Annotated in this window: 24 protein-coding genes; 9 read left to right on the top strand and 15 right to left on the bottom strand. The window is 65.1% G+C overall.

The features are described from left to right. Positions 1–70 precede the first annotated feature (70 nt). From JAO73_RS21525 to JAO73_RS21490, 8 genes are all read right to left on the bottom strand, one after another. Positions 71–544 (bottom strand): FixH family protein, encoded by a 474-nt coding sequence (locus JAO73_RS21525; RefSeq protein ID WP_198979327.1) that lies wholly within the window; start codon positions 542–544, stop codon positions 71–73. A gap of 21 nt (positions 545–565) precedes the next feature. Next, positions 566–1,975: a cytochrome c oxidase accessory protein CcoG gene (gene ccoG, locus JAO73_RS21520; RefSeq protein ID WP_198979326.1), complete on the bottom strand. Its 1,410-nt coding sequence runs from the start codon at positions 1,973–1,975 to the stop codon at positions 566–568. A gap of 160 nt (positions 1,976–2,135) precedes the next feature. Next, positions 2,136–3,002, bottom strand: coding sequence for a cbb3-type cytochrome c oxidase N-terminal domain-containing protein (locus JAO73_RS21515; RefSeq protein ID WP_198979325.1), 867 nt, complete (start codon positions 3,000–3,002; stop codon positions 2,136–2,138). Continuing rightward, positions 2,999–3,334 carry a hypothetical protein gene (locus tag JAO73_RS21510; protein WP_198979324.1) on the bottom strand — a complete coding sequence of 112 codons (336 nt, stop codon included), beginning with the start codon at positions 3,332–3,334 and terminating at the stop codon, positions 2,999–3,001. Before JAO73_RS21510 ends, JAO73_RS21515 begins: the two co-directional genes overlap by 4 nt. After that, the gene (locus JAO73_RS21505) at positions 3,328–3,531 is read right to left on the bottom strand and encodes a hypothetical protein (RefSeq protein ID WP_198979323.1); all 204 of its coding nucleotides are present in this window, start codon (positions 3,529–3,531) and stop codon (positions 3,328–3,330) included. The genes JAO73_RS21510 and JAO73_RS21505 overlap by 7 nt, the downstream gene beginning before the upstream one ends. A 156-nt stretch (positions 3,532–3,687) precedes the next feature. Continuing rightward, on the bottom strand, positions 3,688–5,910 hold the full coding sequence (gene ccoN, locus JAO73_RS21500; protein WP_198979322.1) for a cytochrome-c oxidase, cbb3-type subunit I: 2,223 nt from the start codon (positions 5,908–5,910) through the stop codon (positions 3,688–3,690). Positions 5,911–6,000: 90 nt separating this feature from the next. Beyond that, positions 6,001–6,162 (bottom strand): cbb3-type cytochrome oxidase assembly protein CcoS, encoded by a 162-nt coding sequence (ccoS, locus tag JAO73_RS21495; RefSeq protein ID WP_198979321.1) that lies wholly within the window; start codon positions 6,160–6,162, stop codon positions 6,001–6,003. A 132-nt stretch (positions 6,163–6,294) separates the two neighbouring features. After that, positions 6,295–8,730 (bottom strand): heavy metal translocating P-type ATPase, encoded by a 2,436-nt coding sequence (locus JAO73_RS21490; protein ID WP_317191269.1) that lies wholly within the window; start codon positions 8,728–8,730, stop codon positions 6,295–6,297. 204 nt (positions 8,731–8,934) lie between these two features. Between JAO73_RS21490 and JAO73_RS21485 the strand changes: the two genes are divergently transcribed. Continuing rightward, a complete protein-coding gene (locus JAO73_RS21485; RefSeq protein ID WP_198979320.1) occupies positions 8,935–9,435 on the top strand; it encodes a hypothetical protein in 501 nt (166 codons plus the stop codon). A gap of 25 nt (positions 9,436–9,460) precedes the next feature. After that, complete coding sequence (locus tag JAO73_RS21480; protein WP_198979319.1) at positions 9,461–9,850, top strand: group III truncated hemoglobin; 390 nt, start codon at positions 9,461–9,463, stop codon at positions 9,848–9,850. A 197-nt stretch (positions 9,851–10,047) separates the two neighbouring features. Here the strand turns inward: JAO73_RS21480 and JAO73_RS21475 are convergent, their stop codons facing one another. Continuing rightward, positions 10,048–11,100, bottom strand: coding sequence for a response regulator (locus JAO73_RS21475; protein ID WP_198979318.1), 1,053 nt, complete (start codon positions 11,098–11,100; stop codon positions 10,048–10,050). After that, positions 11,078–12,688: a sensor histidine kinase gene (locus tag JAO73_RS21470; protein WP_198979317.1), complete on the bottom strand. Its 1,611-nt coding sequence runs from the start codon at positions 12,686–12,688 to the stop codon at positions 11,078–11,080. Before JAO73_RS21470 ends, JAO73_RS21475 begins: the two co-directional genes overlap by 23 nt. A gap of 445 nt (positions 12,689–13,133) precedes the next feature. On the opposite strand from JAO73_RS21470, the gene JAO73_RS21465 reads away from it, so the two are divergent. After that, a complete protein-coding gene (locus tag JAO73_RS21465; RefSeq protein ID WP_233169349.1) occupies positions 13,134–13,649 on the top strand; it encodes a fasciclin domain-containing protein in 516 nt (171 codons plus the stop codon). A gap of 70 nt (positions 13,650–13,719) precedes the next feature. Here the strand turns inward: JAO73_RS21465 and JAO73_RS21460 are convergent, their stop codons facing one another. The 5 genes from JAO73_RS21460 to JAO73_RS21440 all read right to left on the bottom strand — a co-directional run bounded on the left by JAO73_RS21460 (position 13,720) and on the right by JAO73_RS21440 (position 21,100). Then, on the bottom strand, positions 13,720–15,657 hold the full coding sequence (locus JAO73_RS21460; RefSeq protein WP_198979315.1) for a T9SS type A sorting domain-containing protein: 1,938 nt from the start codon (positions 15,655–15,657) through the stop codon (positions 13,720–13,722). Between the two features lie 66 nt (positions 15,658–15,723). Continuing rightward, on the bottom strand, positions 15,724–16,485 hold the full coding sequence (locus JAO73_RS21455; RefSeq protein ID WP_198979314.1) for a PASTA domain-containing protein: 762 nt from the start codon (positions 16,483–16,485) through the stop codon (positions 15,724–15,726). Positions 16,486–16,624: 139 nt separating this feature from the next. Then, the gene (locus JAO73_RS21450; RefSeq protein WP_198979313.1) at positions 16,625–19,321 is read right to left on the bottom strand and encodes a D-alanine--D-alanine ligase family protein; all 2,697 of its coding nucleotides are present in this window, start codon (positions 19,319–19,321) and stop codon (positions 16,625–16,627) included. A gap of 58 nt (positions 19,322–19,379) precedes the next feature. After that, the gene (locus JAO73_RS21445; protein ID WP_317191268.1) at positions 19,380–20,087 is read right to left on the bottom strand and encodes a copper homeostasis protein CutC; all 708 of its coding nucleotides are present in this window, start codon (positions 20,085–20,087) and stop codon (positions 19,380–19,382) included. Continuing rightward, positions 20,084–21,100: a glycosylasparaginase gene (locus JAO73_RS21440; protein ID WP_190923824.1), complete on the bottom strand. Its 1,017-nt coding sequence runs from the start codon at positions 21,098–21,100 to the stop codon at positions 20,084–20,086. The genes JAO73_RS21445 and JAO73_RS21440 overlap by 4 nt, the downstream gene beginning before the upstream one ends. Before the next feature lie 69 nt (positions 21,101–21,169). On the opposite strand from JAO73_RS21440, the gene JAO73_RS21435 reads away from it, so the two are divergent. The 6 genes from JAO73_RS21435 to JAO73_RS21410 all read left to right on the top strand — a co-directional run. Beyond that, positions 21,170–22,027 (top strand): N-acetylglucosamine kinase, encoded by an 858-nt coding sequence (locus tag JAO73_RS21435; RefSeq protein ID WP_198979312.1) that lies wholly within the window; start codon positions 21,170–21,172, stop codon positions 22,025–22,027. Positions 22,028–22,137: 110 nt separating this feature from the next. Further along, complete coding sequence (locus JAO73_RS21430) at positions 22,138–23,328, top strand: phosphoglycerate kinase (protein ID WP_198979311.1); 1,191 nt, start codon at positions 22,138–22,140, stop codon at positions 23,326–23,328. 284 nt (positions 23,329–23,612) lie between these two features. Further along, on the top strand, positions 23,613–24,284 hold the full coding sequence (locus JAO73_RS21425; protein WP_317191267.1) for a phage tail protein: 672 nt from the start codon (positions 23,613–23,615) through the stop codon (positions 24,282–24,284). A gap of 48 nt (positions 24,285–24,332) precedes the next feature. Beyond that, positions 24,333–25,040 (top strand): phage tail protein, encoded by a 708-nt coding sequence (locus JAO73_RS21420; RefSeq protein WP_233169343.1) that lies wholly within the window; start codon positions 24,333–24,335, stop codon positions 25,038–25,040. A 41-nt stretch (positions 25,041–25,081) separates the two neighbouring features. After that, positions 25,082–25,783: a phage tail protein gene (locus JAO73_RS21415; protein ID WP_223827585.1), complete on the top strand. Its 702-nt coding sequence runs from the start codon at positions 25,082–25,084 to the stop codon at positions 25,781–25,783. A gap of 85 nt (positions 25,784–25,868) precedes the next feature. After that, positions 25,869–26,746: NHL repeat-containing protein (locus tag JAO73_RS21410; protein WP_198979309.1), on the top strand; the 878-nt coding region annotated here is incomplete at its 3' end.

Raw genomic sequence — 26,746 nt, 5'->3', positions numbered from 1 at the left:
AAAGGGTTTCGGGGGTGTGGTAATTGGGACGCAAATACCGCGGGCCTGAGAAGATAAAACCTGACGAAAATCAGGGGTAAAGGATGATTTTTTCCTCCACGAAATAGTTGTGCTTATCGGCGGTAAAGTCTAAGCGCACCCGCCACAGGCCCGGCCGCATCCGGGCGGTGCTGAGGCGCTGCTGCAGGTCGGTGCCGGGCTGCAGGGGCAGCGTGAAATCGAGGCGCTGGTTGGAGGGGCGGAAGAAACGAATCTGGCCCTGAATGCGCCGGCCGCGCATGTCGGCGGGCAGCTGCAGCGTGAGCAGGCGCGCGGCGGCCTCGTGGCGCAGCCTGACGGGCGCGGGCAGGGCGGCGGTGCGGGCCACGGTTTCCATGCGCTGCTGAAAGGCCAGCTCCTGCTGGTAGTAGTCGGGGCTGACCAGGTCGACGGTGGTGCGCATGGCCTGCTGCACCATAAAGCCGATGTAGCCGGCAAAAAGCACGAACACGGCAATGATGGCGTAGGGCCAGATGGTGCGGGGGTTGGGAGGAGAGGTAGCCATGGTTGGGGATTGGGGCCGGGGCTACTGCGCCGGCCCGAGAAACTTGGTGCTGGTTTCCGCTATCATCTTGCCGTTGCTGAACAGGCCGATGCGGAGTGGTTGGTTGGTGCGGTGCAGGGCGGCGCGGGGCAGCTCGGCGAAAAACACGCCCTCGGCAATGCCCTGGGCGGGCAGCGTGAGGGAAGCGGTGCCGACGAGGGAAACCTGGCCCTGCGCCGGCTCCAGAATGCGCAGCGTGATGGGGTAGGGCCGGTTGGTTTTGTTGATGACCGAGATGTTGTAGAGGTTGGTGATGGTGCCGTGGCTGGTCTTCTGGAAGAGCTGGCCCGGCGTGCGCAGCACCGTGGCCGCCACGTTGGAGCGCGACACCAGCAGGCCCGTGAGCACCAGCAGCAGAAAGGCTAGCACGCCCGACAGCGCCTTCACGCGGCCCGTGAGCCGGAACGTGGTGCCGGTGGCAATACCGTTGACGGAGGCGTGCCGGATGAGGCCTTCCGGCTTGTTTATCAACGCCATGATGTTGTTGCAGGCGTCGATGCAGGCCGTGCAGTTGGTGCACTCCAGCTGGGTGGCGCCGTTGCGGATGTCGATGCCCGTGGGGCACACCTGCACGCACTGGTGGCAGTCGATGCAGTCGCCGGCGGTGCGCAGCTGGTTTTTGCGCAGCTTCTCGCGGGGCTCGCCGCGCGGGTAGTCGTAGGCCACCACCAGGCTGTCCTTATCCAGCAACACGCCCTGCAGGCGGCCGTAGGGGCACACAATGGTGCACACCTGCTCCCGAAACCGGGCAAACACGGCGTAAAACAACCCCGTGAAAATCACCATCGAAGCCAGGCCGCCCAGGTGCTCCGCGGGCGAGTCAGTCACAATCTTCAGCAGCTCCTCCGTGCCAATGATGTAGGCCAGGAAGGTGTTGGCAATCAGAAACGACACGGCCAGAAACAGCGCGTGCTTGGTGGTTTTGCGCCAGAGCTTGTTCCAGTTCAGCGCCGAGCGGTCGAGGGCCTTTTGCTGGGGCGCGTCGCCTTCGAGCCAGTACTCGATGCGGCGAAACACCATTTCCAGGAAGATGGTCTGGGGGCACACCCAGCCGCAAAAGGCCCGCCCATACACGACGGTGAACACAATGATGAACACCAGAAACGTGAGCGAGGCCAGCAGCAGAATGAAGAAGTCCTGCGGCCAGAATATCTGGCCGAAGATGATGAATTTCCGCGCCGGCAGGTTGAGCAGCAGCACCGGCAAGTCGTGGATGCGCAGCCACGGCCCGGCAAACAGCAGCGCCAGAAAGCCGTAGCTGAGCAGCTTGCGGTAGCGGTAGAGGCGCCCGCTGGGCTGCTTGGGATAAAGCCACACCCGCTCGCCGGCCGCGTCTATCGTGGCGATGGAGTCGCGGTAGGAGTCATCGGGCTTGAACTGGGTGGTGGGCATGGCGTTCGGGCGGGCGCCTCACCCCCCGGCCCCTCTCCCAAAGGAGAGGGGGAGCCGCAGAGGCGCGGGCATTAAGAAAGGAAAATTGGTTGTTGCAGTCGGCTAGCACCCCCTCTGCCTTGGGAGAGGGGGCCGGGGGGGGAGGCGCCCGCCCGAACGACTACCGCTTGGCCACGGCCGGCGCCTCTTTCTCGCCCTGCGGCGGCTTGGCGTTGGCCGGCTTGGTGCCTTGCAGACTGAGCACGTAGGAGGCCACCTGCAAAATCTGCTTGCCCGAGAGCTTGCCTTTCCAGGCCACCATGCCCTTGCCGTTCACGCCAAACTTGATGGTTTTGTACACATGGTTCACTTCGCCGCCGTGCAGCCAGTACTCGTCGGTCAGGTTGGGGCCCACTTTGCCTTCGCCACTGGCGCCGTGGCAGGGGGCGCAGTTGGTCATAAACAGGCTTTTGCCGCTGCTGAGCTCGGCCGGGGCCGTGAGGGCCGTGTAGGTGGTCACCTGGTTGGGGTCATCGGGGGTGGCGGCGATGAGCAGGGCCGCTTGCTGCATTTCCGCCGCGTATTCGGCGCCCTGCAGCTGGCCGGTTTTGAGCACGTGGTAGTAGGCCACGTAGCCGATGGCGAAGACGATGGTGGCGTAGAAGCCGTATTTCCACCACGGCGGCAGGTCGTTGTCGAACTCGTGAATGCCGTCGTAATCGTGGTCGAGCAGCTCGTCGCGCACCTCCCCCTGCACCAGGCGGGCATCGCCCACCAGCAGGCCCAGCACGCGGCCGCTCCAGGTGTCGTGCACGGTGGGCAGGTCGTAGAGCTGGCGCAGCTGTGGCCGCATCCAGCTAACGAGGGCCACCAGCAGCAGCAGAAACACCATGAGCACCAGCACTAGCGTAGTGAGCACAAACCAGAGCATGGTGCGCTGCGCGTCGGTGGCGGCCGCGGCGCCGGCGTCGGCCGCTTGCGCCAGGGCCGGGCGGGCGGCCAGCAGGGCCGCGCCGGCCCAGTAGAAGGCTAAGCGGGAGCGGTTCATGCGTACACTTCTTCTTGCGTGGCAACCTGGGTAGGAACGGCTTCGGCCACGGCGGCGCGGGGTGCCGCCGGTGCGGCAGGAGCTTCCGATGCATCAGCGGTGGAAAACGTAATATCGGCCTGCTGGGCTTCGTAGCGGCGCTGGGCGGCCGAGGTAACCGAGGCGCCGGTCATGATGGCCATCAGCAGCACCACCCCGGCCAGCCACCACACCACCCAGCTCAGCACGGTGGTGGGCTGGGGGCCTGCGGCGGGAGCAGCGGTTTGAGCAGCCGCCGCAAAGCCGGCGAGCAAGCCCAGGAAAGTCAGCGAAAGGGAGCGGAGGATTAGCATATGATGTCGTGGTTGAGGGTGGCTTTGAGGGTGGCTTCGTCGTCGAGCAGCGGCAGCTGGCTCATCGCATCGATGTGCTGGCGGCTGCTCAGCAGCACGTACACCAGCAGGCCCAGGAAAAAGAGGCCGAAAATGGCCAGGGAGATTATCGGATAGATTTCGACCCCGGCGATGGATTGCAAGACGTTCTTGTCCATGGTGGTTGGGTGGTTAATGCTTGTCTTCGGGATTTATTAGCCGTCATGCAGAGCGCAGCGAAGCATCTCGCTTGTGGTCGTAATCCAATCGTGGAATAGAAATAGTAGTGGCACGCGAGATGCTTCGCCGCGCTCTGCATGACGGGCCTTTGGCTGCTACTGCGCGGCGGCTGTGGCGGCGGTGGCCGTTTGCTCCGGCTTCACCTTAATGTCGGTGCCCAAGCGCTGCAGGTAGGCGATGAGGGCCACGATTTCCTTGTCGGGCATCACCTCGATTTCCTCTTTTTTCAAATCGGCCACGATGCCCTGAGCTTGCTGCCGGGCGTCATCCACGGCCACCTGGTCGAAGCCGGCGGGGTAGGGCGTGCCTAAGTTGCGCAGCACCTTAATCTTGGACGGCAGGATGCTGTAGTCGATTTTTTGCTCGAACAGCCAGGGGTAGGGCGGCATGATGGAGCCGGGCGACATGCTGGTGGGGTCCATCATGTGGTTGTAGTGCCAGGAGTGGGGGTACTTCTGGCCCACGCGCTGCAAATCGGGCCCGGTGCGCTTGCTGCCCCACAGAAAGGGCCGGTCGTAGATGTACTCGCCCGCTTTGGAGTATTCGCCGTAGCGCTCGGTTTCGGAGCGGAAGGGGCGCACCATCTGGGTGTGGCAGTTCGAGCAGCCTTCGCGGATGTAGAGGTCGCGGCCCTGCAGCTCCAGCGGCCGGTAGGGCTTCACCGAGGCAATGGTGGGCACGTTCGACTTCACGAGGAAGGTGGGAATCATCTCCACGGCGCCGCCGATGAGGATGGCCACCGTGGCGCCCACGGCCAGCTGGAAGGGGCGGCGCTCCAGCCAGCGGTGCCAGTGGCCGGTTTGCACGTGCGGGTCTTCGGCTTCGGGCACCAGGGCGGGGGCCTGGGCTTTCTCGTTGGCCACCAACGCGCCGGCCTGGGCGGTTTTGTACAGGTTGAACATCAGCAGGAACACGCCGCTCACGTAGAGCAGCCCGCCGATGCCGCGCAGGTAGTACATGGGCACCAGCTGCAGCACGGTCTCCAGGAAGTTGGGGTACTGCAGCATGCCCTCGGCGTTGAACTGCTTCCACATCAGCCCCTGCGTGAAGCCAGCCCAGTACATGGGAATGGCGTAGAACACAATGCCCAGGGTGCCCAGCCAGAAGTGCGTGGTGGCCAGCTTCTTCGAGTATAGCTCGGTGCGGTAGAGGCGGGGCCACAGCCAGTAGAGCATGGCGAAGGTGAGAAAGCCGTTCCAGCCCAGGGCGCCCACGTGCACGTGCGCCACAATCCAGTCGGTGAAGTGCGCAATGGCGTTCACGTTCTTGAGCGAGAGCATGGGGCCTTCGAACGTAGCCATGCCGTAGGCCGTGATGGCCACCACCATGAACTTGAGCACGGGCTCTTCGCGCACTTTGTCCCAAGCCCCGCGCAGGGTCAGCAGGCCGTTTATCATGCCGCCCCAGCTCGGCGCAATCAGCATTACGCTGAAGGCCACGCCCAGGCTCTGGGCCCAGTCGGGCAGGGCGGTGTAGAGCAAGTGGTGCGGCCCGGCCCAGATGTAAATGAAAATCAGCGACCAGAAGTGAATGATGCTCAGGCGGTAGGAGTACACCGGCCGGCCGGCGGCCTTGGGCAGGAAGTAGTACATCAGGCCCAGGTAGGGCGTGGTGAGGAAGAAGGCCACCGCGTTGTGGCCGTACCACCACTGCACCAGGGCATCCTGCACGCCGGCGTAGAGGGAGTAGCTTTTGAGGAGGCTCACCGGCATCTCCATGGAGTTGACGATGTGCAGCACGGCCACCGTGAGGAAGGTGGCGATGTAGAACCAGATGCCCACGTAGAGGTGCCGCTCGCGCCGCCGGGCAATGGTGCCGAACATGTTCCAGCCAAACACCACCCACACCAGCGTGATGGCGATGTCGATGGGCCATTCCAGCTCGGCGTATTCCTTGCTGGTGGTGAAGCCCAGCGGCAGCGTGGCCACGGCGCTCACAATGACGAGCTGCCAGCCCCAGAAGTGCAGCTTGCCCAGCAGGTCGGAGTACATCCGGGTTTTGCACAGGCGCTGCAAGGAGTAATAAACGCCCGTGAAAATGCCGTTGCCGACGAAGGCGAAAATCACGGCGTTGGTGTGCAGCGGGCGAATGCGGCCGAACGTGGTGAAGGCCGTGCCCATGTTCAGTTCGGGCCGGGCCAGCTGGAAGGCCGCTAGCACGCCCACCAGCATGCCGATGATGCCCCAGACGACGGTGGCAATGCCGAAGTCGCGGACAATCTTGTTGTCGTAGAAAAAGGTGTCGACTGCTGGTCGGGAAGTGGGCGGAATCAGCGGTTGTTGGAGCGCGGCGGGGGGAGCTAACGGTTCGGCCTGCATCGTCGGAGAAGTGAGTTATTTACTGCTCCAAAGGTCCTGGCGGGGCTTTTTTGATAAGCTGAGCTAAATCAGGCCGGCGTCTGATTGTTGTCAGGCAGTCTCGTCCGGCGTCGCTTCGTCGTCAAACAGCATACGCACGGAGGGCGTGTAGTCATCCTCATATTGCCCGGAGCGCACCGCCCACAGAAAGGCCCCCAGGAACGTGAGCGCCACGCACAGGCTGATGCCGATAAGCAGGAAGATGATGGTCATGGGTTGGATTGCGTTAAACGGGTAGAGACGCAATATTTTGCGTCTCGGCGTTGCTGATGTTGTTTAGTTTGAGCGGTTCCGGTCGTTCAACGAGGAGACGCAAAATGTTGCGTCTCTACCTCATGCAACGGGTCACAGGCCGCGCCGCCAGGCGGCCAGGCGCACCAGCAGGGTGGCAAACACCATCACGCTTAAGGAGCTGATGGGCATGAGAATGGCCGACACGATGGGCGTGAACTTGCCCTGCACGGCCAGCCCCAGCCCGATGCCGTTGTAGCAAAACGACAGCACAAACGTGGCCAGTACCACGTGCAGGCAGTCTTTCGAGAAGTTGAGGATGGTGGCCAGCTGCCCGAAGCTGCCGGCTTCCAAGATGCCATCGCACGCCGGAGAGAAGTTGCTGAGCGTGTCGGTGAGGGCAATGCCGGCGTCGGCCTGCTGCAGGGCGCCGGCGTCGTTCAGGCCGTCGCCCACCATCACCACGGTGCGGCCCTGCTGCTTGAGCCGGGCCATGTAGTCGAGCTTCTGCTGGGGCGTTTGGTGGAAGTGCAGCTCGGCGTGCGGGCCGAACAAGGCGCGCAGGCGGGCGGCTTCGGCGTCGTTATCGCCCGAGAGCACGGCCAGGCGGTAATGCTGACTGAGGGCCGAGAGCACGCTGCGCAAGTCGTCGCGGTACACGTTGCGGAAAACGTAGCAGCCCGCGGGACCATCTTCAACACGTACAAACGCCCTAGACTGCAGCGCAGCCGAAGTTTCAGCAGTTTCTGCGGCCGCCGCGCCCACGAAGGCCGCGGAACCCACGCGCACCTCCCGGCCGCCCACGGTGCCACGCAGGCCTTGGCCGGGCACTTCGGCGAAATCGGTCACGGCCAGGGCACTGGCCGGTAGCTCGGCCGCCAGCCGCTGGCTGAGGGGGTGGGTGGAGTGGCGCACCACGGCGGCCACGGCCTCCCGCTGGCTTTGCGTAAGAGGCGAACCCACGTATTCCACGGCCGAGCGTTTCACGTCGGTGAGCGTGCCGGTTTTGTCGAACACGAGGGTATCGGCGCGGCCCAGGGTTTCGACCACGGCCGAGTTCTTGAGGTAGAATTTGTGGCGGCCCAGCACCCGCAGCGCCGCGCCCAGCGCAAACGGCGTGGCCAGCGACAGCGCGCACGGGCAGGCAATGACCAGCACCGACGTGAAGGCGCGCAGGGCCATGTGCGCGTCGCGCGGGTACCAGTAAGCCACCGCGCCCAGGGCCAGCAGCAGCGTGAGCGCCACGAAGTAGCGGCCCACTGTGTTGGCGTAGGTTTCCAGCGAAGCCTGTTCTTTCTTCTGAAAAGCGGGGTTGTTCCAGAGCTGGGTAAGGTAGCCCTGCGACACCTCGCGCACCACTTCCAGCTCCACGGCCTCGCCCACCTGCCGGCCGCCGGCGTAGATGATTTCGCCGGCCGCCTTGGCCACGGGCACGCTCTCGCCCGACACAAAGCTGTAGTCAATCTGCCCCTGGCCGCGCAGCAGCACGGCATCGGCCGGCACGATTTCCTGGTGGCGCACCCGGATGCGCTGTCCGGCCTTCAGCTCCTTCACCGACACCGACTGCTCGCCGGCTTTGGTGAGCAGCGTCACGGCCACCGGGAAGTAAGAGGTGAAGTCGCGGTCGAAGCGCAGGGCGTCGTAGCTGCGCTGCTGCACCCATTTGCCAATCAGCATGAAGAACACCAGCCCCGTAAACGAGTCGAAATAGCCCGGCCCGCGCTGCGTCACGACCTCAAATACGCTGGTCACAAACAGCGCCGTCAGGCCCAGGCTGATGGGGAAGTCGAGGTTGATGTAGCGCTGCCGCAAGCCCTGCCAGGCCGATTGGTAGAAGCCCCGCGCGCTGAGCAGCAGCACCGGCAGCGCCAGCAGCAGGCTCAGCCCGCCAAAAAAGCGCCCAAACGTGCTTTGCAGCTGCTGGGTGAAGGAAAAATACTCCGGCAGCGCCAGCAGCATCACGTTGCCGAAGGCGAAGGCCGCCACGCCCAGCTGGTAGTGCAGCAGGCGGTTGCCGCGGTGGGGCTGCGCGCCCAGCTCGGCCAGCGTAATCTGCGGCTCGTAGTTGATGGCGGCCAGCAGCTTCACCACTTCCTTCAAGGACGTGGCCTCGGGCTGGTAGCTGATGCTAAGCTCTTTGCGCAGGAAATTGACCCGCGACGCCGTGATGCCGGCATTGAGCTTGAACAGATTCTCCAGCAGCCAGATGCAGGAAGCGCAGTGCATCTGGGGGATGCTGAGCGTGAGGCGCGCCAGCGTGGGCGAGCGAAACGCCAGCAGCTGGGCCTGCACGCTTTCCGAGTCGAGGTAATCGAAGCGGCCGGGCAGCTCCACGGCCTGCACCTTCTGGCCGGCGTGCGCGTCGAGGCGGTAGTAGGTGCACAGGTTGCTGGCGGCCAGCAGCTCGTACACCGCCCGGCAGCCCTGGCAGCAGAAGCTTAGTGCCGGCTCCTGGGTCAGCATGATGGGCTCGTCGGGGCAGGCGTCGCCGCAGTGGGCGCAGGCGGTGCGGGGCAGGGGGGAAGCAGGCGCAGGGGCGAGTGTGGGCACGGGCAGGCAGGGAAATTGGCAACCCCAAAGCTCCGGCCGCCCGTTTCCGGCCGGGCTGACCAACGTCAGCCCCGGTCCTGATATTTTTCAGCCGGCCTGGCCGGGGGCACCCCCACCTTTGCGGCATTGTTGCAGCAACGCCGGCGCCGCAGCCGAACTTCGGCTTCAATTTGTTCACTATATATATGCTACCGCGCAATATATATGCTACCGCGCACTCAATCCCCTGCTGGTTCGCTGCTGCTGGTGCTGTCCCTGTTTGTGTGGGCCGGCCTGGTGGCGGGCATTTCTTTTCTCGAAGCCCCACTCAAGTTCACGGCCCCGCACATCACCGTGCCGCTGGGGCTGGGCATTGGGCGCATCGTATTTGCCGCCCTCAACAAGCTGGAGTTGGCCCTGTGCGCCGCCGCCCTGCTGAGCGCGGCCGTGCGCCGCGCCCCCGTCAACGTGTGGGTGGCCCTGTCCTTGCTCAGCACCGTGCTGCTGCTCCAAACCTTGTGGCTGCTGCCCGCCCTCGACCTCCGCGCCACGGCGCTACTGGCCGGCCGCCCGCCGCTGCCCAGCCACCTACACAACACCTACATCGGCCTCGAAGTCGTTAAGCTGCTCACCCTGCTGCTGGCCGGCTCCTGGGCCTACCAGTGGGCCACCCGGGCCCGGCACCCGGAGCCGGCCCTCGCTCATCCGCAGCACCAGCTGGCCTGATTAACCCCGCATTCCCGCCCTCGCTATGACGCCCACCCGCCCCGACATCACCACCGAAGCCGACGTGAAGCGGCTCGTCGATACCTTCTACGCCAAGGTCAACCAAGACGCCCTGCTCGACCCCATTTTCAACGGCTTTGCGCAAGTCGACTGGCCCCGGCACCTGCCCAACATGTACGATTTCTGGAGTGGCCTGCTGCTGGGTACCAGCCGCTACCGGGGCCGCCCGTTCCCCAAGCACGTGCCGCTGCCCATCGACGCCAGCCACTTCCAGCGCTGGGTAGCCTTGTTTCTGATGACCGTCGACGAGCTGTTTGCCGGCCCCACCGCCGAAGAAGCCAAGCTGCGCGGCCAGGCCATCGCGCAGGTGTTCGAGGCGCGCCTGCGCGGGCGGGGCCCGCTGTCGGTGCTGTAGGCCGTGTGGGCAGTAAGGACGTGTGGCCAACAAGTAAAAGACCGTCATGCTGAGCGCAGTCGAAGCATCTCTCCCGCAGCAGTAAAAAATTACTCTCGCAATGGAGATGCTTCGACTGCGCTCAGCATGACGGTCCGGATAGACGTCTGAGCTGCCCGCGGACATTAGCAGACGGGTTTCTATAAGTGCCGCGGCGCCTACCAGTTGGGCTGGCGCAGCTTATCGGGCTGCAGCACCCGGATGCCCTGGGCGGTCTGCTCAATCAGCCCGTCCTGCTTGAACTCGGTCAGGGTGCGAATGAGCGACTCCGGCGCGATGCCCACCACGGCGGCCAGGTCATCGCGCGAGAGCTGCACGGCCACTTTGGCGCCGTTGGCCTGCTCGTGCAGGCGCAGCAGGGTGGTGGCCACGCGGCGGCGCAACGAGTCGTAGGCCATGCCCAGCAGCTGCTCCTCGCGCTCGTTCACGCGGCCGGCCAACAGGCGCACAAACTGCTGGCCCACGGCCGGGTGGCGGTGCAGCAGCTGCGTAAAATCCTCCTGCGGAATGTAGAGCAGCACCGCATCGTCGAGCACCACCGCCGAGTCGGCGTGCGGGCGCTGTTCCAGCAGCGGCAGGTAGCCCAGAAACTCGCCCGGGCCGTACACGCCCGTTATCAATTCCTTGCCGCTGGCGCTGCGGCGCACGGTTTTCACGCGGCCGCTTTGCACGAAGTAGAGGCGCGTGGCCTCGTCGCCTTCGCCATAGAGCTCCTGCTTTTTGCGCAGGGCGTGGGGTTTGCGGTCGGCGGTGAGGCCGGTGAGGTGGCCCACGGCCGTGGCGTCGTCCAGGAACTGGTGCAGGCCGCCGGGCTGCTGCAGGTCGTAGTCGGGCCGCAACTGGTGGAAGCGGGCCAGGCGGCTGCGCACGGCGCTCAGCAGCTCGGTTTCCTCAAAGGGCTTGGTGAGGTAGTCGTCGGCGCCCAGGTCCATGCCGCGGCGCAGGTCGGCGCGCTCGGTTTTGGCCGTCAGGAAGATGAAGGGCACGCCCTTGAGCTGCGGGTTCTGAGTGAAGATGTGCAGCACGCCGTAGCCGTCGAGCACGGGCATCATGATGTCGCACACCACCAAATCGGGCTTGGTGGCCAGGGCCTTTTCCACGCCGATTTTGCCGTTTTCGGCGGTCAGCACCTCGTAGCCGGCCAGTTCCAGGATTTCGGCCGTGTTTTCGCGAATCAGGTCGCTGTCTTCAATCAGCAGGATGGTTTCCATGAGGGAGGGTAAGGGTGACGGTGGTGCCCACGTTCAGCTCGCTGTGCAGGGCCACGGTGCCGCCCAGCAGCTCCAGGTAGCGGGCCACAATGTAGAGGCCCAGGCCGGTGCCGGGCAGGTTGGCCGCGTTGCGGGCCCGGAAGAACCGCTCGAACAGGTGCTCCTGGTCTTCGGCCGAGATGCCCACGCCCCGGTCCTGCACGCTGAGCGTGAGCCAATGGTCCTGGGTGGTGGCGCGCACGGTCACGGTGGTGTGCTCGCCGGAGTATTTCAGGGCGTTGCTCAGCAGGTTCACCAGCACCTTGCGCAGCAGCGAGGCGTCGGTCCAGAGCGGCGTCACGCCGTGAAACTCGGGCTCGATGCGCTGGCCGGGCTTGCGCAGGCCTTCGGCGTCGGCAATGGCTTCGCGCAGCAGCGCGGGCAGGTCCACGCGCGCAGGGTGGGCCTCGATGCGCCCGTCCTCCAGCTTGCCCACCGACAGGAATTCTTCCAGAATGTCGGTGAGGTGCTTCACCGACGTCCGGATGCGGTCGAGGTGGCGCTGGCGCTTGTCCTGCTGCTCGGCGGCGGGGTATTTTTCGATGAGCGTGGCCGAGGTGAGCACCGCCGTGAGCGGCGTTCGGAACTCGTGCGAGGCCATGCTCACGAAGCGCGACTTCAGCTCGCCCAGCTCCTGCTCGGCGGCCAGGGCCTGGCTCAGCTCGCGGGTGCGGCGCTCCAGCTGGGCCAGGGTGGTTTCGAGGGCGTGCGTGCGCTCGGCCACTTTCTGCTCCAGTTCGGCATTCAGGGCGGCCACCTGCTGGTGCTGGGCCAGGAGCTCGCGCTCGGCTTCTTTCTTGAAGGTAATGTCGATGATGTAAGCCACCGCGAAAAGCTCCTCGTCGAGCCGGAAATAGCTCAGGCTGATTTCGACCGGGAACACCGAGCCGTCTTGGCGGCGGGCCAGCAGGTCGCGGTTGTGGCCCATGGCGCGGGCCTCGGGGTGGGCGTTGAAGGAGTTGCGCAGCTTCTCGTGGTAGCCGCTCACGGCGCGGGGCACCAGCACCTCGATGCGCTCGCCCAGCAGTTCCCCGTCGGGGTAGCCGAATAGCTGGCGGGCCTTCTCGTTGGCCAGCACGATGTCGCCGGCCCGGTTGCACATAATAATGCCGATGGTGGCGTGGCTCACCACGGCCTCGAAGCGGCTCACGCTCTGGGCCAGGCGCTGCTCAGCGCGGTGCAGGGGGTTAAGGTTGGTGAGGCGCACCAGAAAATACGGGTGGGTTTCCACCGTGAGGCTGGTGAGCTCCACCCGGGCCCAAAACGTGTCGCCGGTCACGCGCCGGATTTCGGTTTCGTACTCGTGGTGGCCCTCGCGCAGCACCTGCTCGCGGAGGGTGGCCCATTCTGCGGCCGAGAGCTGCTGCGAGCGCAGGCTGCGGTTGGGTTCCTCGTACAGGGCCTCGGCCGAGGGGTAGCCCAGCAGCTGGTAGCCCGCCGTGTTCACGTGCGTAAACCAGCCCTGCTCCACGTGGTAGAGGCCCACAAACTCTTTGGCCTGCTCAAACAGAATGTCAGTCAGGGGATTTCGATACAGCGTGGCGGGCATACAGCGGGGCCGGCAGGTGCCTGGGCCAGCGGCAAGTTCCGAAAACATTTGAGAACCCTGCCCCCAACTGCTGGTTCGCAACAAAGGCGCGTGACCCTTGCGGTAGGCTTGCCATAATTATTTCCATTATTCCAAGGAAGTCCCGCGCTTGGAATCTTAAGGCCGGCCCGGTCCGTATAGCCCGACAGTACCATCTCTCACCCCAAACTCTAACACCATGATTACGAAAACTTTCTTTGCGGCATTGGCCCTGACTGGTGCCCTCGCAGCTCCGGCCCTCGCCCAGGACGGCAAGACCAAAAGCGACGCCGAAAAAACCAAGACCACGGCCGACGGCATGACCACCAAAACCAAGATGGCCGACGACGGCAAGATGAAGGTCAAAGGCAAATCGGACGCCGGCGACAAGATGAAAGCCAAAACCAAGCCCCGCCAGGGCGACGCCATGGGCGGCACTATGTCGACCACTACCACCACCACGTCCACCACCTCCACCTCCGGCGTGATGGTGGGCGGCGCCATGATGACCCCCGATAAGGACATCGTGGACAACGCCGTGGGCAGCGCCGACCACACCACGCTGGTAGCCGCCGTAAAAGCCGCCGGCCTGGTGGAAACGCTGAAGGGCGCCGGCCCCTTCACCGTGTTTGCGCCCGCCAACTCGGCCTTCGATAAGCTGCCCGCCGGCACCGTGAACTCGCTGGTGACGCCCGAAATGAAGCCCACGCTCACCAAAATCCTGACTTACCACGTGGTACCCGGCCGCCTCACCGCCGACCAACTCTCGAACGGCCAGGTGCTGACCACCGTGGAAGGCGAGCAGCTGACCGTGATGAAAAGCGGCAGCAGCGTGATGCTGAAAGACGCCAAAGGCGGCATGGCCACCGTCACCATCCCCAACGTGATTTCGAGCAACGGCGTGACCCACGTCATCGACACGGTGTTGATGCCCGCCAAGTAAGCGGAATTATCTCAACACAAAAAAGCCCCGCCGTGCTACACGGCGGGGCTTTTTTGTGTTCTCACTTCTCTTATTCAATCAGCAGTCGGCGGCCCACTGTGCGGCCATCGGCCAGGGTGAGGCGCACCGTGTACACGCCCGGCGCCAGGAGGGGCAGCGGCAGCGTGGACTGGCCGGCTTGGGCGGCGGGCTGCTCCCACACGGTGCGGCCCACCGCGTCGAGCACGGCGGCGCGCGCAAAGCCGGGACCGGCAATGCTTACCGTGCCGTGGGCCGGGTTGGGGTACAGGCTGTAAGCAGCGGCTTCGCGGGCCGAGGCCGAAGCGGTGGTCACGGTGTTGGTCATCACCGGGCGCATCATGAGGGCGCCGCGGCGGGGCACAAAGTGCACCGAGTCCCAGGCGCCGGCGTTGCTGCGGTTCCAGAGGTAGCCGGGCGGGAAGGAATTGTTGATGTCGAGCCCGTAGTGCAGGTCGCGGCCCGTGGACGGCTGCGAATAGCCCACGTAGAAAATGCCGGTCACCGGCACAGGCTGGTCGAAGGTGATTTCGACGTAGGGCAGGCCGTTGGGCAGCGGCCCCGTGCCCGGCAAGGTGGCGGTTTTGGTGGCCAGGGGCGTGGCGGCCGGCTTGCCGCCGCCGTTGGCCCACACGGCAATGGTGACCGGCCGCGGGGAGGCGTCCGACGCGGTGTAGACGGGGTAGAGGCGCAGGCCGCCCACGTGGTCGGCCTGGTTGAGGTCGAAGCGGTAGGCAAACGCGGCCTGCTGGCCGGTGGCAACGGCGGGTAGGGCGGTGTAACGCTCGGCGCTGCCGTCGTCGTAGGCGTAATAGTTGTTCAGCTCCACGTCGCGCGAGATGGTATCGTTGGGCAGGGCCCGCGGAATATCGCGCGAGTTCAAAGCCAGCATGTAGCGCAAGCGCTTGGCGGCGGCCGTGTTGGGAATGGGCTGGGCCGTGGCCGGGCCCACCTGCGGGTACTGCCGCTGCCGGGCCGGAATCGGCGACTGGCTTTGCAGCCAAGTGCCCACGGTGGCGCCGGTGCTCAGGTCGCGCACCGTGCCCAGCACGTCGATGGGGCGCGGCAGGTTTTTTTCGAGGTTGGTCAGGTTCACGCCCAGCGTGGGGTTGAGTTCACTGGTGGGCGAAGCGGCCGCGTTGAACTGCCACACCGGCATGGCCGTGAAGCGCCGCAGGGGGCTGCGCAGGCCACCCGAGGGGTTGCCGTTCACGAGGCCCGCGCCGGTGGCCACGTCCACAAACACGGTGTCCGAGTCGAGGACGCCGGAGCGGCCGCGGTCCAGCACCACGTAGTCGATGCTGAAGTTGTCGCTGTTGTCGGAGGCGTTGCCCGTGGCCACGAACATGAACTGGAAGCCGCCGTGCAGGTATTGGGTGTTGTTCAGGTTGATGAGCTGCTGGCGGAAGCCCGTGCGCACCCGCTGGCTGTTGTAGCTCCAGGCCGGCACCCAGGTACCGGAATTATTTTTCAGAAACAGCTCCAGCTTCACCGGCGTGCTGCTGGTGTTCAGGTTGGGGGCCGAGCCGATGCTCCCGGCCTGCCAGGCAAAGCTCAGGTACACCCCGCTGCTGGTGGTGAGGCCGCTCAGGTCGATGGGCTGCGATTTCAGCGAATCCAGCGTGCCGTAGCTCACGCTGATGTTGCCGCTGTAGCTCTGGCCGTTGGCCTTGAGCCCATCGAGGGTGGCGGCGCCGCGGGTAAGCGGCGCCAGGGCCAGGCGGTTGGTCACGTAGGCGCCGCCCCGGGAATCCCAGTTCGTCGCGTTGGGCGGTCCTTCGAGGGGCGAGGTGAAGTCGTCGAAAAAGGGCAGCGTTAGGGCGGCGGTGCGCTGCAGCGCCGCCGGGGCCTTGGCCGGAACGAAAGCTGCCCGGGCGGGGTCGGCCGAGAGCGGCCCGGAAGGCGCAATGACCTGGCCCGACGCCGCTGCTGAAACCAAAAGAAACGCCGGCATCAACGAGCGGCAGTACGTGCGGAAGCGTGTCATCATACCAGTAGGAAAAGTGGGGTGCAGTCCCAACGCCCGGGCGCCCGAAAAAAGTGCGTGAGGGCCAGCTTATTTCGCCACCCAGATGTCGACAATCTGGCCCGTGCGGATGGTGGCGTCGGGGCCGGGCACGGGGCGCTGGCGCACCACGGTGCCGGCCACCTGGCCTTCTTCGGCGGGCTGCTCAAACACCTCGCCTTTCTGCAGGCCCTGGCCGTCGAGCAGCGTGAGGGCTTCGTCGACGGGCATGTTGATGAGGTTGGGCACGGCAAAAGTTTGGTTGCCCTGGCCGTCGCCCACCACCAGGTCCACGGTGGTGCCTTTGGTCACGGGCGCGCCGGGCTTGATTTCCTTGCCGTTCACCAGCTGCTTCAGCACCTGGCCCGACGCCAAATCGGGCACCAGCTGAATCTGGCCGGCCACCAGGTCGTAGCTCTTCAAAATCAGCATGGCCGTTTTGGAGGAAATGCCCGTGAGGGTGGGCATTTTAATCACCGGCGGGTTTTTCATGCTCACCTGCAGGTAGATTTTGCGGCCCTCCTTCACCTTTTCGCCCGGCAGGGGGTCCTGCACCAGCACGGTGAAGGGGCGCACGTTGGCGCTGTAGCTGGAGTCGTCCACGAAGTAGGCCAGGTTGCGCTCGTCGAGGTATTTTTCCAGGTCGGCCACGTTCATGCCCGTCACCTTGGGCACCGTAATGGTTTCGCCGTGGTGCGTGCTCATGGGCAGGTACACGTAGAAAAAGCCCAGCACCAGCAGCAGGCCCACCACGCCAATCAGCACCAGGTGCTTCACCACGTCGAGCGGAGAATCAGAAGAAAAGAAAGACATTTAGGAAGCTCAGAATCTATTTGAAAGAATAAAGAACGTCATGCTGAGCGAAGTCGAAGCATCTCTACCGCGCAACTACTCTTTTTGGTTGAGTTCACTTCTTCAGTAGAGATGCTTCGACTTCGCTCAGCATGACGTTCTATTTAACCACAGCCTTGGCCGCCCGCGCCTTGCCAAACTCCAGAATCCGGTCGATGAACTGGTAGGGCGTGTAGCCGGCCAGCGCCGTCTGGTGGAAAATGCAGGTGGCGGGCGTCATGCCGGGCAGCGAGTTGACTTCGATGATGAGCACCTCGACTTCGCCCTCCTGGCGCACGCGCACGAAGGCATCGATGCGGGCGTAGCCCTGGATGTCGAGCACTTCGGCCACGCGGCGCAGCACGGCCTTCACCTCGTTGGAGATGCGCTGGCGCTCGGCGGGGTCGGCGTCGTAGCGGGCGGGGGTGATGTTCTGGCCTTCGCCGGCCAGGAATTTCTCTTCCAGGCTCAGCACTTCGCCGGTGGCCAGGGCCTCGCTGGCCTCGAACACTTCGATGTCGAGCTGGCCGTCTTCGTCATAGCTCGTGAGCAGGCCGCCCGTGATTTCCAGGAAATGCGCGGCGCCGTCGCGGCCAATCAGCGTTTCGACCAGGAAGGCATCCTTGCGCGGAAATTCCTCTTTGAAGCCCAGGCTCAGCACTTCGGCCGGGCCGGGCATCAGGTCTTCTTCGGTACGGAAAATGAGCTGGCTGAAGGCTTCCAGCTCCGCGCGGTTCTTGATTTTCTTCACGGCCGAAGAGCAGCCGTCGTCGGCGGGCTTGGCGATGAAGGGGTAGGGGAACTGCGTTTCGAGTGAGCGGTAGAAGCTTTCGGCGTCGGCCTGCCACTCCAGCTTGTGGGCCATGCGGTGGTCGGCCACGCGCAAGCCGGCTTCGCGCAGGCGCTGGTTGGTTTCAAACTTGTTGATGGTGACGCTGCTGCTGGCCACGCCCGAGCCGTTGTAGGGCAGGCCGTATTGTTCCAACTGCTGCTGCAGGGCGCCGTCCTCGCCGGGGCGGCCGTGCAGGGCAATGAACACCTCGTCGGCCAACTGGGCCAGCTCCTCAAACGAGATGCGGCGCGGCTGGGCCAGCGCCTGCCCGGCGTAGGTGCTGGTAATCACGCTGGCTTCCTGCCGAATGCGGGCCAGAATGGGGTGCGGGGCCTCGCCGGCCTCGGCGTGCTCAATCTTCTCGCGGATGTCGTCGGCGTTGTCCTTCAGCATCACGTTCACGGGCAGCACGTAGAGCTTGTGCTCGTCGGCGGAGCCCGTGAGGAACACCGGCACCGGCGCGTACTTGGCCGAGGAGCTGAGCTTCTCGTAGATGTTGCGCCCGCTTTCCACCGAAATGTGGCGCTCCGACGAGTAGCCGCCCATAATCACGGCCACCCGAATGCGCTCCGTGGCTTCGTGCTGGCGGCCGGCCACGGCGGTGTCCAGGCGCCCGAGCAGCTGCGCCAGCTTCACCGGGCGCAGGCCGGCGCGGCGCCGGGCGGCCAGCGACGTGCGGATGAGGTAGGTGAGGAACTGCGACGGGTTGAGCCCAATTTCGGCCGCCTGGTGGAAGAAGAACGAAGCCGGCAGCATGCCCGAGGTCGTGTTCGGGTCGTTGAGAAACAGCCGGCCGTCGTGGGCCACGAAGCCATCCAAACGCGCGTACACCTGGAAGCCAAACGTGCGGAACATCTCCTCGCAGGCCTCGCGGATTTCCTGAATCTTGTCTTCGGGCAAATCGATGGGCGTGACCTTACGGGCCAGGCCGGGCAGGTACTTCGAGCGGTAGTCGAACATCTCCTCGCCCTTCACAATCTCGGTGGGCGGCAGCGCCAGCGGCAGGCCGGTGGGGTCTTCCACCACAATGCAGCTGAACTCGCGGCCCGCCACAAAGCTTTCCACCAGCACCTGGGTTTCGCCGTCGATGTTGGTGAGGCGCACCTGCTCGGCCGTTTCCAGCCGCTCGGTGAGGGCGAAGAGCAGGGTTTCGGGGTGGTAGATGGGCGCGGTTTCGTCGTCGAACACCACGGGCAGGCCGATGCCTTCGCGGATGTCGGTGAGGTGCTGTACCCAGGCCAGCCGGTCCTGCTCGCCCAAGCGCTGCCACTCTTCACGCGTCACGACTTTGCGGAAGAGACTGCGCTCCATGGCGGCCTCGAACTTGGGCAAGCTGTCGTCCTTCAGAATGCTCACCCCGATGCTGGAGCCCTGGCGCGGCGCCTTCAGCACCAGCGGCAGGCCCAGCTCCCGCACCAGGTAGGCGAGGGTGGCGGCGTGGTCGGTGCTGTCCCATTCCTCGGCTGTGATGACGCGGAACGTGGGCGTGGGCCGGCCCAGGGCGTGCAGCAGGTTCTTCTGCGCAATCTTATCGATGCCGAAGGCCGACGGCAAAATGCCCGAGCCGGAGTAGGGGATGCCCAGCCACTCCAGCATGCCCTGAATGGCGCCGTCCTCGCCGCCCGGCCCGTGCAGGGCCAGAAAGGCGAAGTCCATCAACTGGGGCAGCTCCTCGGCTTTCACCTCGCGGCCCACCTTGGCAATGGCGTGGAAGCGGGCCTCGTGGTCGAGCTCGCCCAGGCTCTCGATGTACACCTGCAGGTGGTGCAGGGACGGCGGCTGCGAGCTCACCGGTGGGTAGAAATCCCGAATGGTGCCTTTGTAGATGTACTGCCAGTCGAGCAGAATGAACTGCCCCAGGCTGTCGACGAAGATGGGCACGGGCTGAAACAGCGCCTTGTCCAGGTTATCAAAGACGGTGCGGCCGCCGGCGAAAGAAATTTCCCGCTCGCGCGAAGTGCCCCCGAAAAAAATGCCAATTTTCATAAGTCCTGCAAAGGTAAGAAGGCCGTCGCGCGTCGTGGCGCGCCCGGCACGGTTTGCCCTATTTCAGCAGCGCGGCCAACTCTGCCACCAAAGCCACATCGGTCTCAAAACGTTCGGCTGCAAACAACCCATCGGCCGGGGTGGCCGGCACCCGGCGCTTGGCGCTGGTATGGAATTCGTGGGCCCCGGTGTGCGCCGCCAGCGCCTGAATAGTGGCCGCCGAAACGCCCGCCCCGGGCATGATGCTGATGCGGCCGGCCGCCTGCTGCACCAGCGCGGCCAGTTGGTGTTGCCCGGCCTCCGCCGTGGCCTGCCCGCCGGAGGTGAGCACCCGCTGGCAGCCCAGGCTGATGATTTCTTCCAGTGCCTCGGCTTGGTCGCGGCAGGCATCGAAGGCACGGTGGAAGGTAACCTGCAGGCTGCCGGCTGGTTCGATGAGGGCCCGGCAGGCGGCCGCGTCGACACGCCCGGTGGCATCTAGCACGCCCAGCACCACGCCGGCAGCCCCCAGGTCCCGGCACAGCTCAATGTCGGCCCGCATGATGGCCAGCTCATCGGCCGAGTACACAAACCCGCCGGGCCGCGGCCGGATGAGCACAAAAACCGGAATGTGTAGCCGTCGCAGCACTTGCCGAATCAGCCCGTAGGAGGGCGTGATGCCGCCCTGCTCCAGGTTCTGGCACAACTCGATGCGGTGCGCCCCGCCGGCCTGAGCCGCCAGCGCCGAAGGCAGCGACGCGGCACAAATTTCCAGTTGCCGGCTCACTTCAGCAGAAACTCGCTGTCGCTCAGCACCGGCTTATCGGTGGTGCTCACGGTGAAATTGAAGCCTTTTTGAAGGGCGTAGGCGCCGGTTTGGCCCTGTTTGTTCAGGGCAATGAAGGCTACCTGAATGTCTTTGGCCTTGGCGCCTTTGATGGCCGCAATGCGCTCTATGGCCTCCCGGCAGGCGGCCTGGGGCGAGCGGCCCTGGCGCATGAGCTCCACCACGGTGTGGGCGCCGGCAATGCGCACCACGTCTTCGCCCTGGCCGGTGGCCGCGGCGGCGCCCACCGCGGGGTCCACAAACAGGCCCGAGCCGATAAGGGGCGAGTCGCCCACCCGGCCACGCATCTTAAAGGCCATGCCGCTGGTGGTGCAGCTGCCGCAAATCCGCCCCTGCGCGTCCAGCGCAAGCATGGCAATGGTATCGTGGTTTTGGGGGCCGCCCACGGGGCCGGTGGGGCGGCTTTTGGCGTTCTCGATGTTGACGACGGGCTTGTACTGGCTGGTTTTGAGCCACTGCGCGTAGGCCTTTTCGGCGTCGGCGCTCAGCTTTTGCGGTTCGAGCGGAAAGCCCTGGGCCACGGCAAACTGCTGCGCGCCTTCGCCCACCAGCAGCACGTGCGGCGTGCGCTCCATCACGCGGCGGGCCACGCTGATGGGGTGCTTGATGCGCTCGAGCCCGGCCACGCCGCCGCAGTTGAATTTCTCGTCCATGATGCAGGCGTCGAGCGTCACGATGCCGTCGCGGTCGGGGTTGCCGCCCAGGCCCACGCAGCAGCCTTGTTCCGACTCCGTTACCATCACGCCGGCTTCCACCGCGTCGAGGGCGTAGCCGCCCGGGCCAATGATTTTCCAGGCGCCCTGGTTGGCGTTCACGCCGGCGTCCCAGGTCGAAATGACGATGGGCTTGCCCGCGGCCGCAGGGGCAGGAAGTGCCGCGGCGGCCAGCGGGGCCGCAGCCAACCCGGCCAACCCGGCAGCAGATGAGTGCAGAAATTTGCGGCGAGACGGCATGGAATATAGCGAAAGTGAGTGCCGGCGAAAGATACTGCCGTGCGCCAGTTCCGCGTACTTTCGCTGCCTATGAAACTCATTGCCGACGGCGGCTCCACCACCTGCAGCTGGTGCCTGCTGGGCGCGGGCCGGCCCCCTCAGTATTTCAGCACCGAAGGCTACAACCCCTACTTCTGGGACACGCCGGCCATTGCCGCCTCGCTGGCGCGCAGCGTGCCGCCCGCCGTGCGCGAAGCCCCCGTCGAAGCCATTCACTACTATGGCTCCGGGGTACTCTCGGCCGCCAAGGCGGCAGTGGTGGCCGGGGCGCTGCGGCAGGCGTTTCCGCAGGCCCGGCAGGTCGACGTGGCCGAGGATTTATTGGCCGCGGCCCGGGCGCTGCTGGGTCACGAAGCCGGCTTTGCGGCCATCCTGGGCACGGGCACCAATTCCTGTCTGTATGATGGCCAGCGCATTACGCAGGTCATCGAGTCGTTGGGCTATTCCCTCGGCGACGAGGGTTCGGGCACGTCTATTGGCCGGCTGGTGCTGCGCGACTACCTCCGCGGCCGCCTGCCCGCGCACCTGGCCGGGGCGCTGCAGGAGCAATACCGCCTGGGCGACGTGAGCGAGGTGCTCGACCGGCTGTATAACCAACCCTTGCCCAACCGCTTCCTGGCCAGTTTTGCGCGCTTTGCCGGCGAGCACGCCCACGAGCCGTATTGCCGGCAGGTAGTCGACCAAGCTTTTGAAGCCTTTTTCGACCAAATCGTGACGCATTATCCCGAATACCAGCGTCATGCCTTCCACTGCGTGGGTTCGGTGGGCTACCATTTTCGCGAGCAGCTGGCCGCGGTGGCCGCCCGCCGCGGCATGGCCGTGGGCCAGATTCTGCGCGAGCCCATCGAGGCGCTGGTGCGGTATCATGAGAATGTCCCCAGCGTGTAGCGACGCGACACTTCGCGTCGCTACAATTCGGCCAGCAACTAATAATCTGCAAAAGAGCCCCACTTTTGCACCCTGATTAACCCCGCATTTCCACCGTTTCACTCTCTTTCATGAACACCCTCGACACCTACAATTTCGCCGGCAAGCGCGCCGTGATGCGCGTCGACTTCAACGTGCCCCTCGACCAGGACCTGCAGATTACCGACGACACCCGCATCCGCATGGCCACCCGCTCGGTGATGAAAATCCTGAACGACGGCGGCTCGGTGGTGCTGCTTTCGCACTTGGGCCGGCCCAAGGGCGGCTACGAGTCGAAGTTTTCGCTGGAGCACCTCGTGCCGCGCCTGTCGCAGGAGTACGGCCGCGACGTGCAGTTCGGCGGCGACGTGCTAGGGGAGGAGGCCGCCCAAAAAGCAGCCGCCCTGCAACCCGGCCAGGTGCTGCTGCTCGACAACGTGCGCTTTCACAAAGAAGAGGAAGGCGGCGACAAGGCGTTTGCCGCCAAGCTAGCCAAGCTGGGGACTGTGTACGTGAACGATGCCTTCGGCACCGCGCACCGCGCCCACGCCTCCACGGCCGTGATGGCCGATTCCTTCGCCCCCCAGGACCGTGTGGGCGGCTACCTGCTGCAGTCCGAAATCGACAACGCTAAAAAGGTGCTGGAGCAGGCCGAGCGGCCCTTCACCGCCATCATGGGCGGCGCCAAGATTTCCGACAAAATTCTCATCATCGAAAAGCTGCTCGATAAGGTGGACAACCTGCTCATTGGCGGCGGCATGGCCTACACGTTTGCCGTGGCCGAGGGCGGCCACGTGGGCAGCTCCCTGCTCGAAGCCGACAAAGTGGACCTGGCCCGCGAACTCATCCAGAAAGCCAAGGCCAAAGGCGTAAACCTGGTGCTGCCGCAGGACTCGCTCATTGCCGACAAATTTGCCAACGACGCCACCGTGAAAGTGGCCACCAACCACGACATCCCCGACGGCTGGATGGGCCTCGACCTGGGCCCCGAGAGCCGCGCGGCCTTCGCCGCCATCATCCGCGACAGCAAAACCATTCTCTGGAACGGCCCCATGGGCGTGTTCGAGATGCCCAACTTTGCCAAAGGCACCGAAGACGTGGCCCGCGCCATTGCCGAGGCCACGGCCCGGGGCGCCTACTCGCTCATCGGCGGCGGCGACTCGGCCGCGGCCGTGCAGCAGCTGGGCTTCGGCGAGCAGGTGAGCTACATCAGCACCGGCGGCGGCGCGCTGCTCGAGTACATGGAAGGCAAGGAGCTGCCCGGCGTGGCGGCGCTGGGCTAGGCCGGGCCACAGCCCCGGAACCGCTTGTATTCCGGATTTTATTTGAGGGCAAGACCTTTCATCATAGCCGATGAAAGGTCTTGCCCTCACTATTTTATGCCTGCTAATTACATAACATAGAATTTTTTAAATACTAATTTGGTAAATCATTACAAAATGGTAAGTTTGAGGCTTTATGCCATGAGCCGTTGCGGGCTGGTTTGGCGGTAATTTTTGCACTCTTGTTGCGTTTTATGGAAACACCTTTTACTCCCGACGGGCCCGTTGCAACGAGCCTTTCCGAGGTGCCTCACCAAGCAGAGCCCACCCGGCGTGGCTGGCTCAAAGGGCTGGGGGCGTTGCTGGGCGGCCTGTTTCTGAGCCGCGCCGCCACGGCCGGCCCGGCCTCGGTCAAACAGGTTGAAAGTTTCTCGCCCTTCTTGGGCGAGATTCAGATTTTTGCTTTTGGATTTACCCCGCGCGGCTGGGCGCAGTGCAACGGGCAGCTGTTGCCCATCAACCAGAACCAGGCCCTGTTTTCGCTGCTGGGCACCCAGTTTGGGGGCAATGGCCAAACCACGTTTGCCCTGCCCGACATGCGCAGCCGCGTCCCCGTGCATTTCGGCCAGAGTCCGTTGGGCGGGTCGTATAACATGGGCCAGGCCGCGGGCACCGAAACCCTGGCCCTGACAGCCGCCAACCTGCCCCTGCACGCCCACGGCTACCAGGCCCAGGTGAGCAGCCAGAACGCCACCGGTACGGCGCCCGTTGGCACCGCCGCCGCCGTGGTGCCCCCCGGCACCGACCTCAACGGCGAAGCCGTGGCCGTGCTGGCCTACGCGCCCACCGCCGACACCGGCCTAAGCCCGAGCGCCCTGGCCAACACCGGCGGCTCGCAGCCCATCGGCCGCATTGCGCCCTACGAAACGCTGAACTTCTGCATTGCGCTGGGGGGGATTTTTCCGTCGCCAACGTAAGCTTTCGCAAGCATAGGTATTCAATTTTTTGGTTTTTGCCTCCTCGATATGGCTTCACTCTTTACTCCCGACGGCCCTGTTTCCAACGAAGCGGCTACCCCCGCGGCTGAACCCGCCCGGCGCAGCTGGTTCAAGCGCCTGGGGGCCATGCTGAGCGGCGCGGCCCTGGCCACACCCGCCGCCGCCCGCCCGGCCCACCCCGACAGCGCCCTCGCCGGCGGCGACGTGTTTGTGGGGGAGATTATCATGCTGGCCTGCAATTTTGCGCCGCGCGGCTACGCGCTCTGCAACGGCCAGGTGCTGCCCATTGCCCAGAACACGGCCTTGTTCTCGATACTGGGCACCACCTACGGCGGCAACGGCCAAACCACGTTTGCGCTGCCCAACCTGCAGGGCCACACGCCCATTGGCCAGGGCGCCGGGCCGGGCCTTACTCCCCGGGTACTGGGCGAGCAAATTGGGAGTGAAACCGCCACCGTGCTGGTTTCGCAGCTGCCCCCGCACACCCACGTGGCGCAGGTGAGCAATGCCCTGGCGACCAGCAGCACCCCCGCCGGCACCGTGCCCGCCGAAGCCACGGCCAGCAACGCCAGCGGCGAGCCCGTGGCCGTGCAGAACCGGGCCGCCACCGCCAACGCCACCGGTGCGGCCGGTGCCGTGGGAGGCGCCGGTAGCGGCACGCCCGTGAGCCTGCAGTCGCCCTACCTGGTGCTCAACTACTGCATTGCCTTGCAGGGGACGTTTCCGCCGCGCTAGCCCGGCAGGTGCCTTTTTTACCGCTTAATTTTTACTTTCTTATGCGTTTACGAGCTTCTGCGGCTGGGCTGGTGCCCATTTCGCCTCGCCCGGTGCCGGCCGAACCGGCCCGCCGCAACTGGTTGAAGCGCTTGGGCGCGGTGCTCACGGGTACGGCCGTGGCTGCCCCGGCCCTGGCGGCATCGCCCCGGCAGGTGACGGGGTCGCAGCCCTACATTGGCGAAATTATGCTGTTTGCGGGCAATTTTGCCCCGCAGGGGTGGGCCTTCTGCGACGGCAGTCTGCTGCCGATTGCAGTGTATGATGCCTTGTTTAGTCTCATCGGCACCACCTACGGCGGCGATGGGGTGAACACCTTCGGCGTGCCCGACCTGCGGGGCCGCGCGCCCCGGCACCAGGGCACGGGGCCGGGCCTGTCGACGTACGTCATCGGGCAAACGGCGGGCGTTGAAAGTGTCACGATGACCACGGCGCAGATGCCGGCCCACTCGCACCAAGGGCCGGCCAGCACGACGGCCACCACGGCGTCGCCGGTGGGGGCTTTTTCGGCGGCCCTGGCCGCTACGGACGTGAACGGAGAGGCCGTAAACGCACTGGGCTACGGTCCGGCGGCCTCGCTCGCCAACGCCAGCTTCGTGCAGGTGCAGCCGGCGGGGGGCGGCCAGCCCATCGGCATCATGCCCCCGTCGCTGGCCATGAACTACTGCATTTCCCTGTTCGGCGTTTATCCCTCGCAGCAATAGGGGAGGTTGCCCTGGCGCAGGGCTGAGGCCGGTGCGGCGTGCCGCGGCCGGGATTGTTTGATTTTGTTTTTCTATGCCTTCAGCAATGAAACAACGCTATACTTTGGTTTCCGGTCGGCTGCGGCGCGTCGGGCTGCTTTTTTTGCTGGTGCTGATGGCTTCCGGCGGCGCGTGGGCGCAGGGGCCCCGGCTTTATTATACGCAGGGCAGCGGCACGGCCTCGCTTGATGCGGCCAAGGCCGTGAACGCCGACGGCACCGCGGGCGCCACGCTGGCCACGGCCGCCAGCAACTTCTCGCAGCCCACCGATATTGCGGTGGATAAGCTCAACGGCTACATCTACGTGGCCGACCAGTACGTGGGCTCAGGGGGCATCCTGCGCTTCACCACGGCCGGCACCGGCCGCACGGTGATAGTGCCCCCGACCGCCGGAGCCACCTACAACGGCCTGGCCCTAGACGTGGCCGGCAACCGTTTGTTTTTCACCCAAGGCAGCGCCACCAACTCCGCGCTCGATGCACTGAAAGTGGTGAACCTGGCAACGTCGGCGGTGAGCGTCTTGGCGTCGGGACCGTCTAGCTTCACGCAGCCCACGGACTTGGCGCTGGACGCGGCCGGCGGGCTGCTTTACGTGGCCGACCAGTACGTGGGCACGGGCGGCATCCTGCGCTTCACCACGGCCGGCACCGGCCGCACCGTAGTAGTGCCCGGCCTGGCCAATACCGATTACAACGGCCTGGCTTTGGACGTGACCGGCAACCGCCTGTTCTTTACCCAAGGCAGCGCCGTGGCCACGCTGGATGCTTTAAAAGTTGTCAGCCTCGCTACCGGCTTTGCTGTGACGCAGCTGGCCACCGGCGCGGCCAACTTCACGCAGCCCACGGATTTGGCGCTGGACGCGGCCGGCGGGCTGCTTTACGTGGCCGACCAGTACGTGGGCACGGGCGGCATCCTGCGCTTCAC

The sequence above is a fragment of the Hymenobacter miniatus genome, assembly GCF_016427455.1.
In the GTDB taxonomy this organism is placed as follows: domain Bacteria; phylum Bacteroidota; class Bacteroidia; order Cytophagales; family Hymenobacteraceae; genus Hymenobacter; species Hymenobacter armeniacus.
Note: the sequence above shows the minus strand (reverse complement) of the source record. Positions and strands in the feature narration are given on the sequence as shown.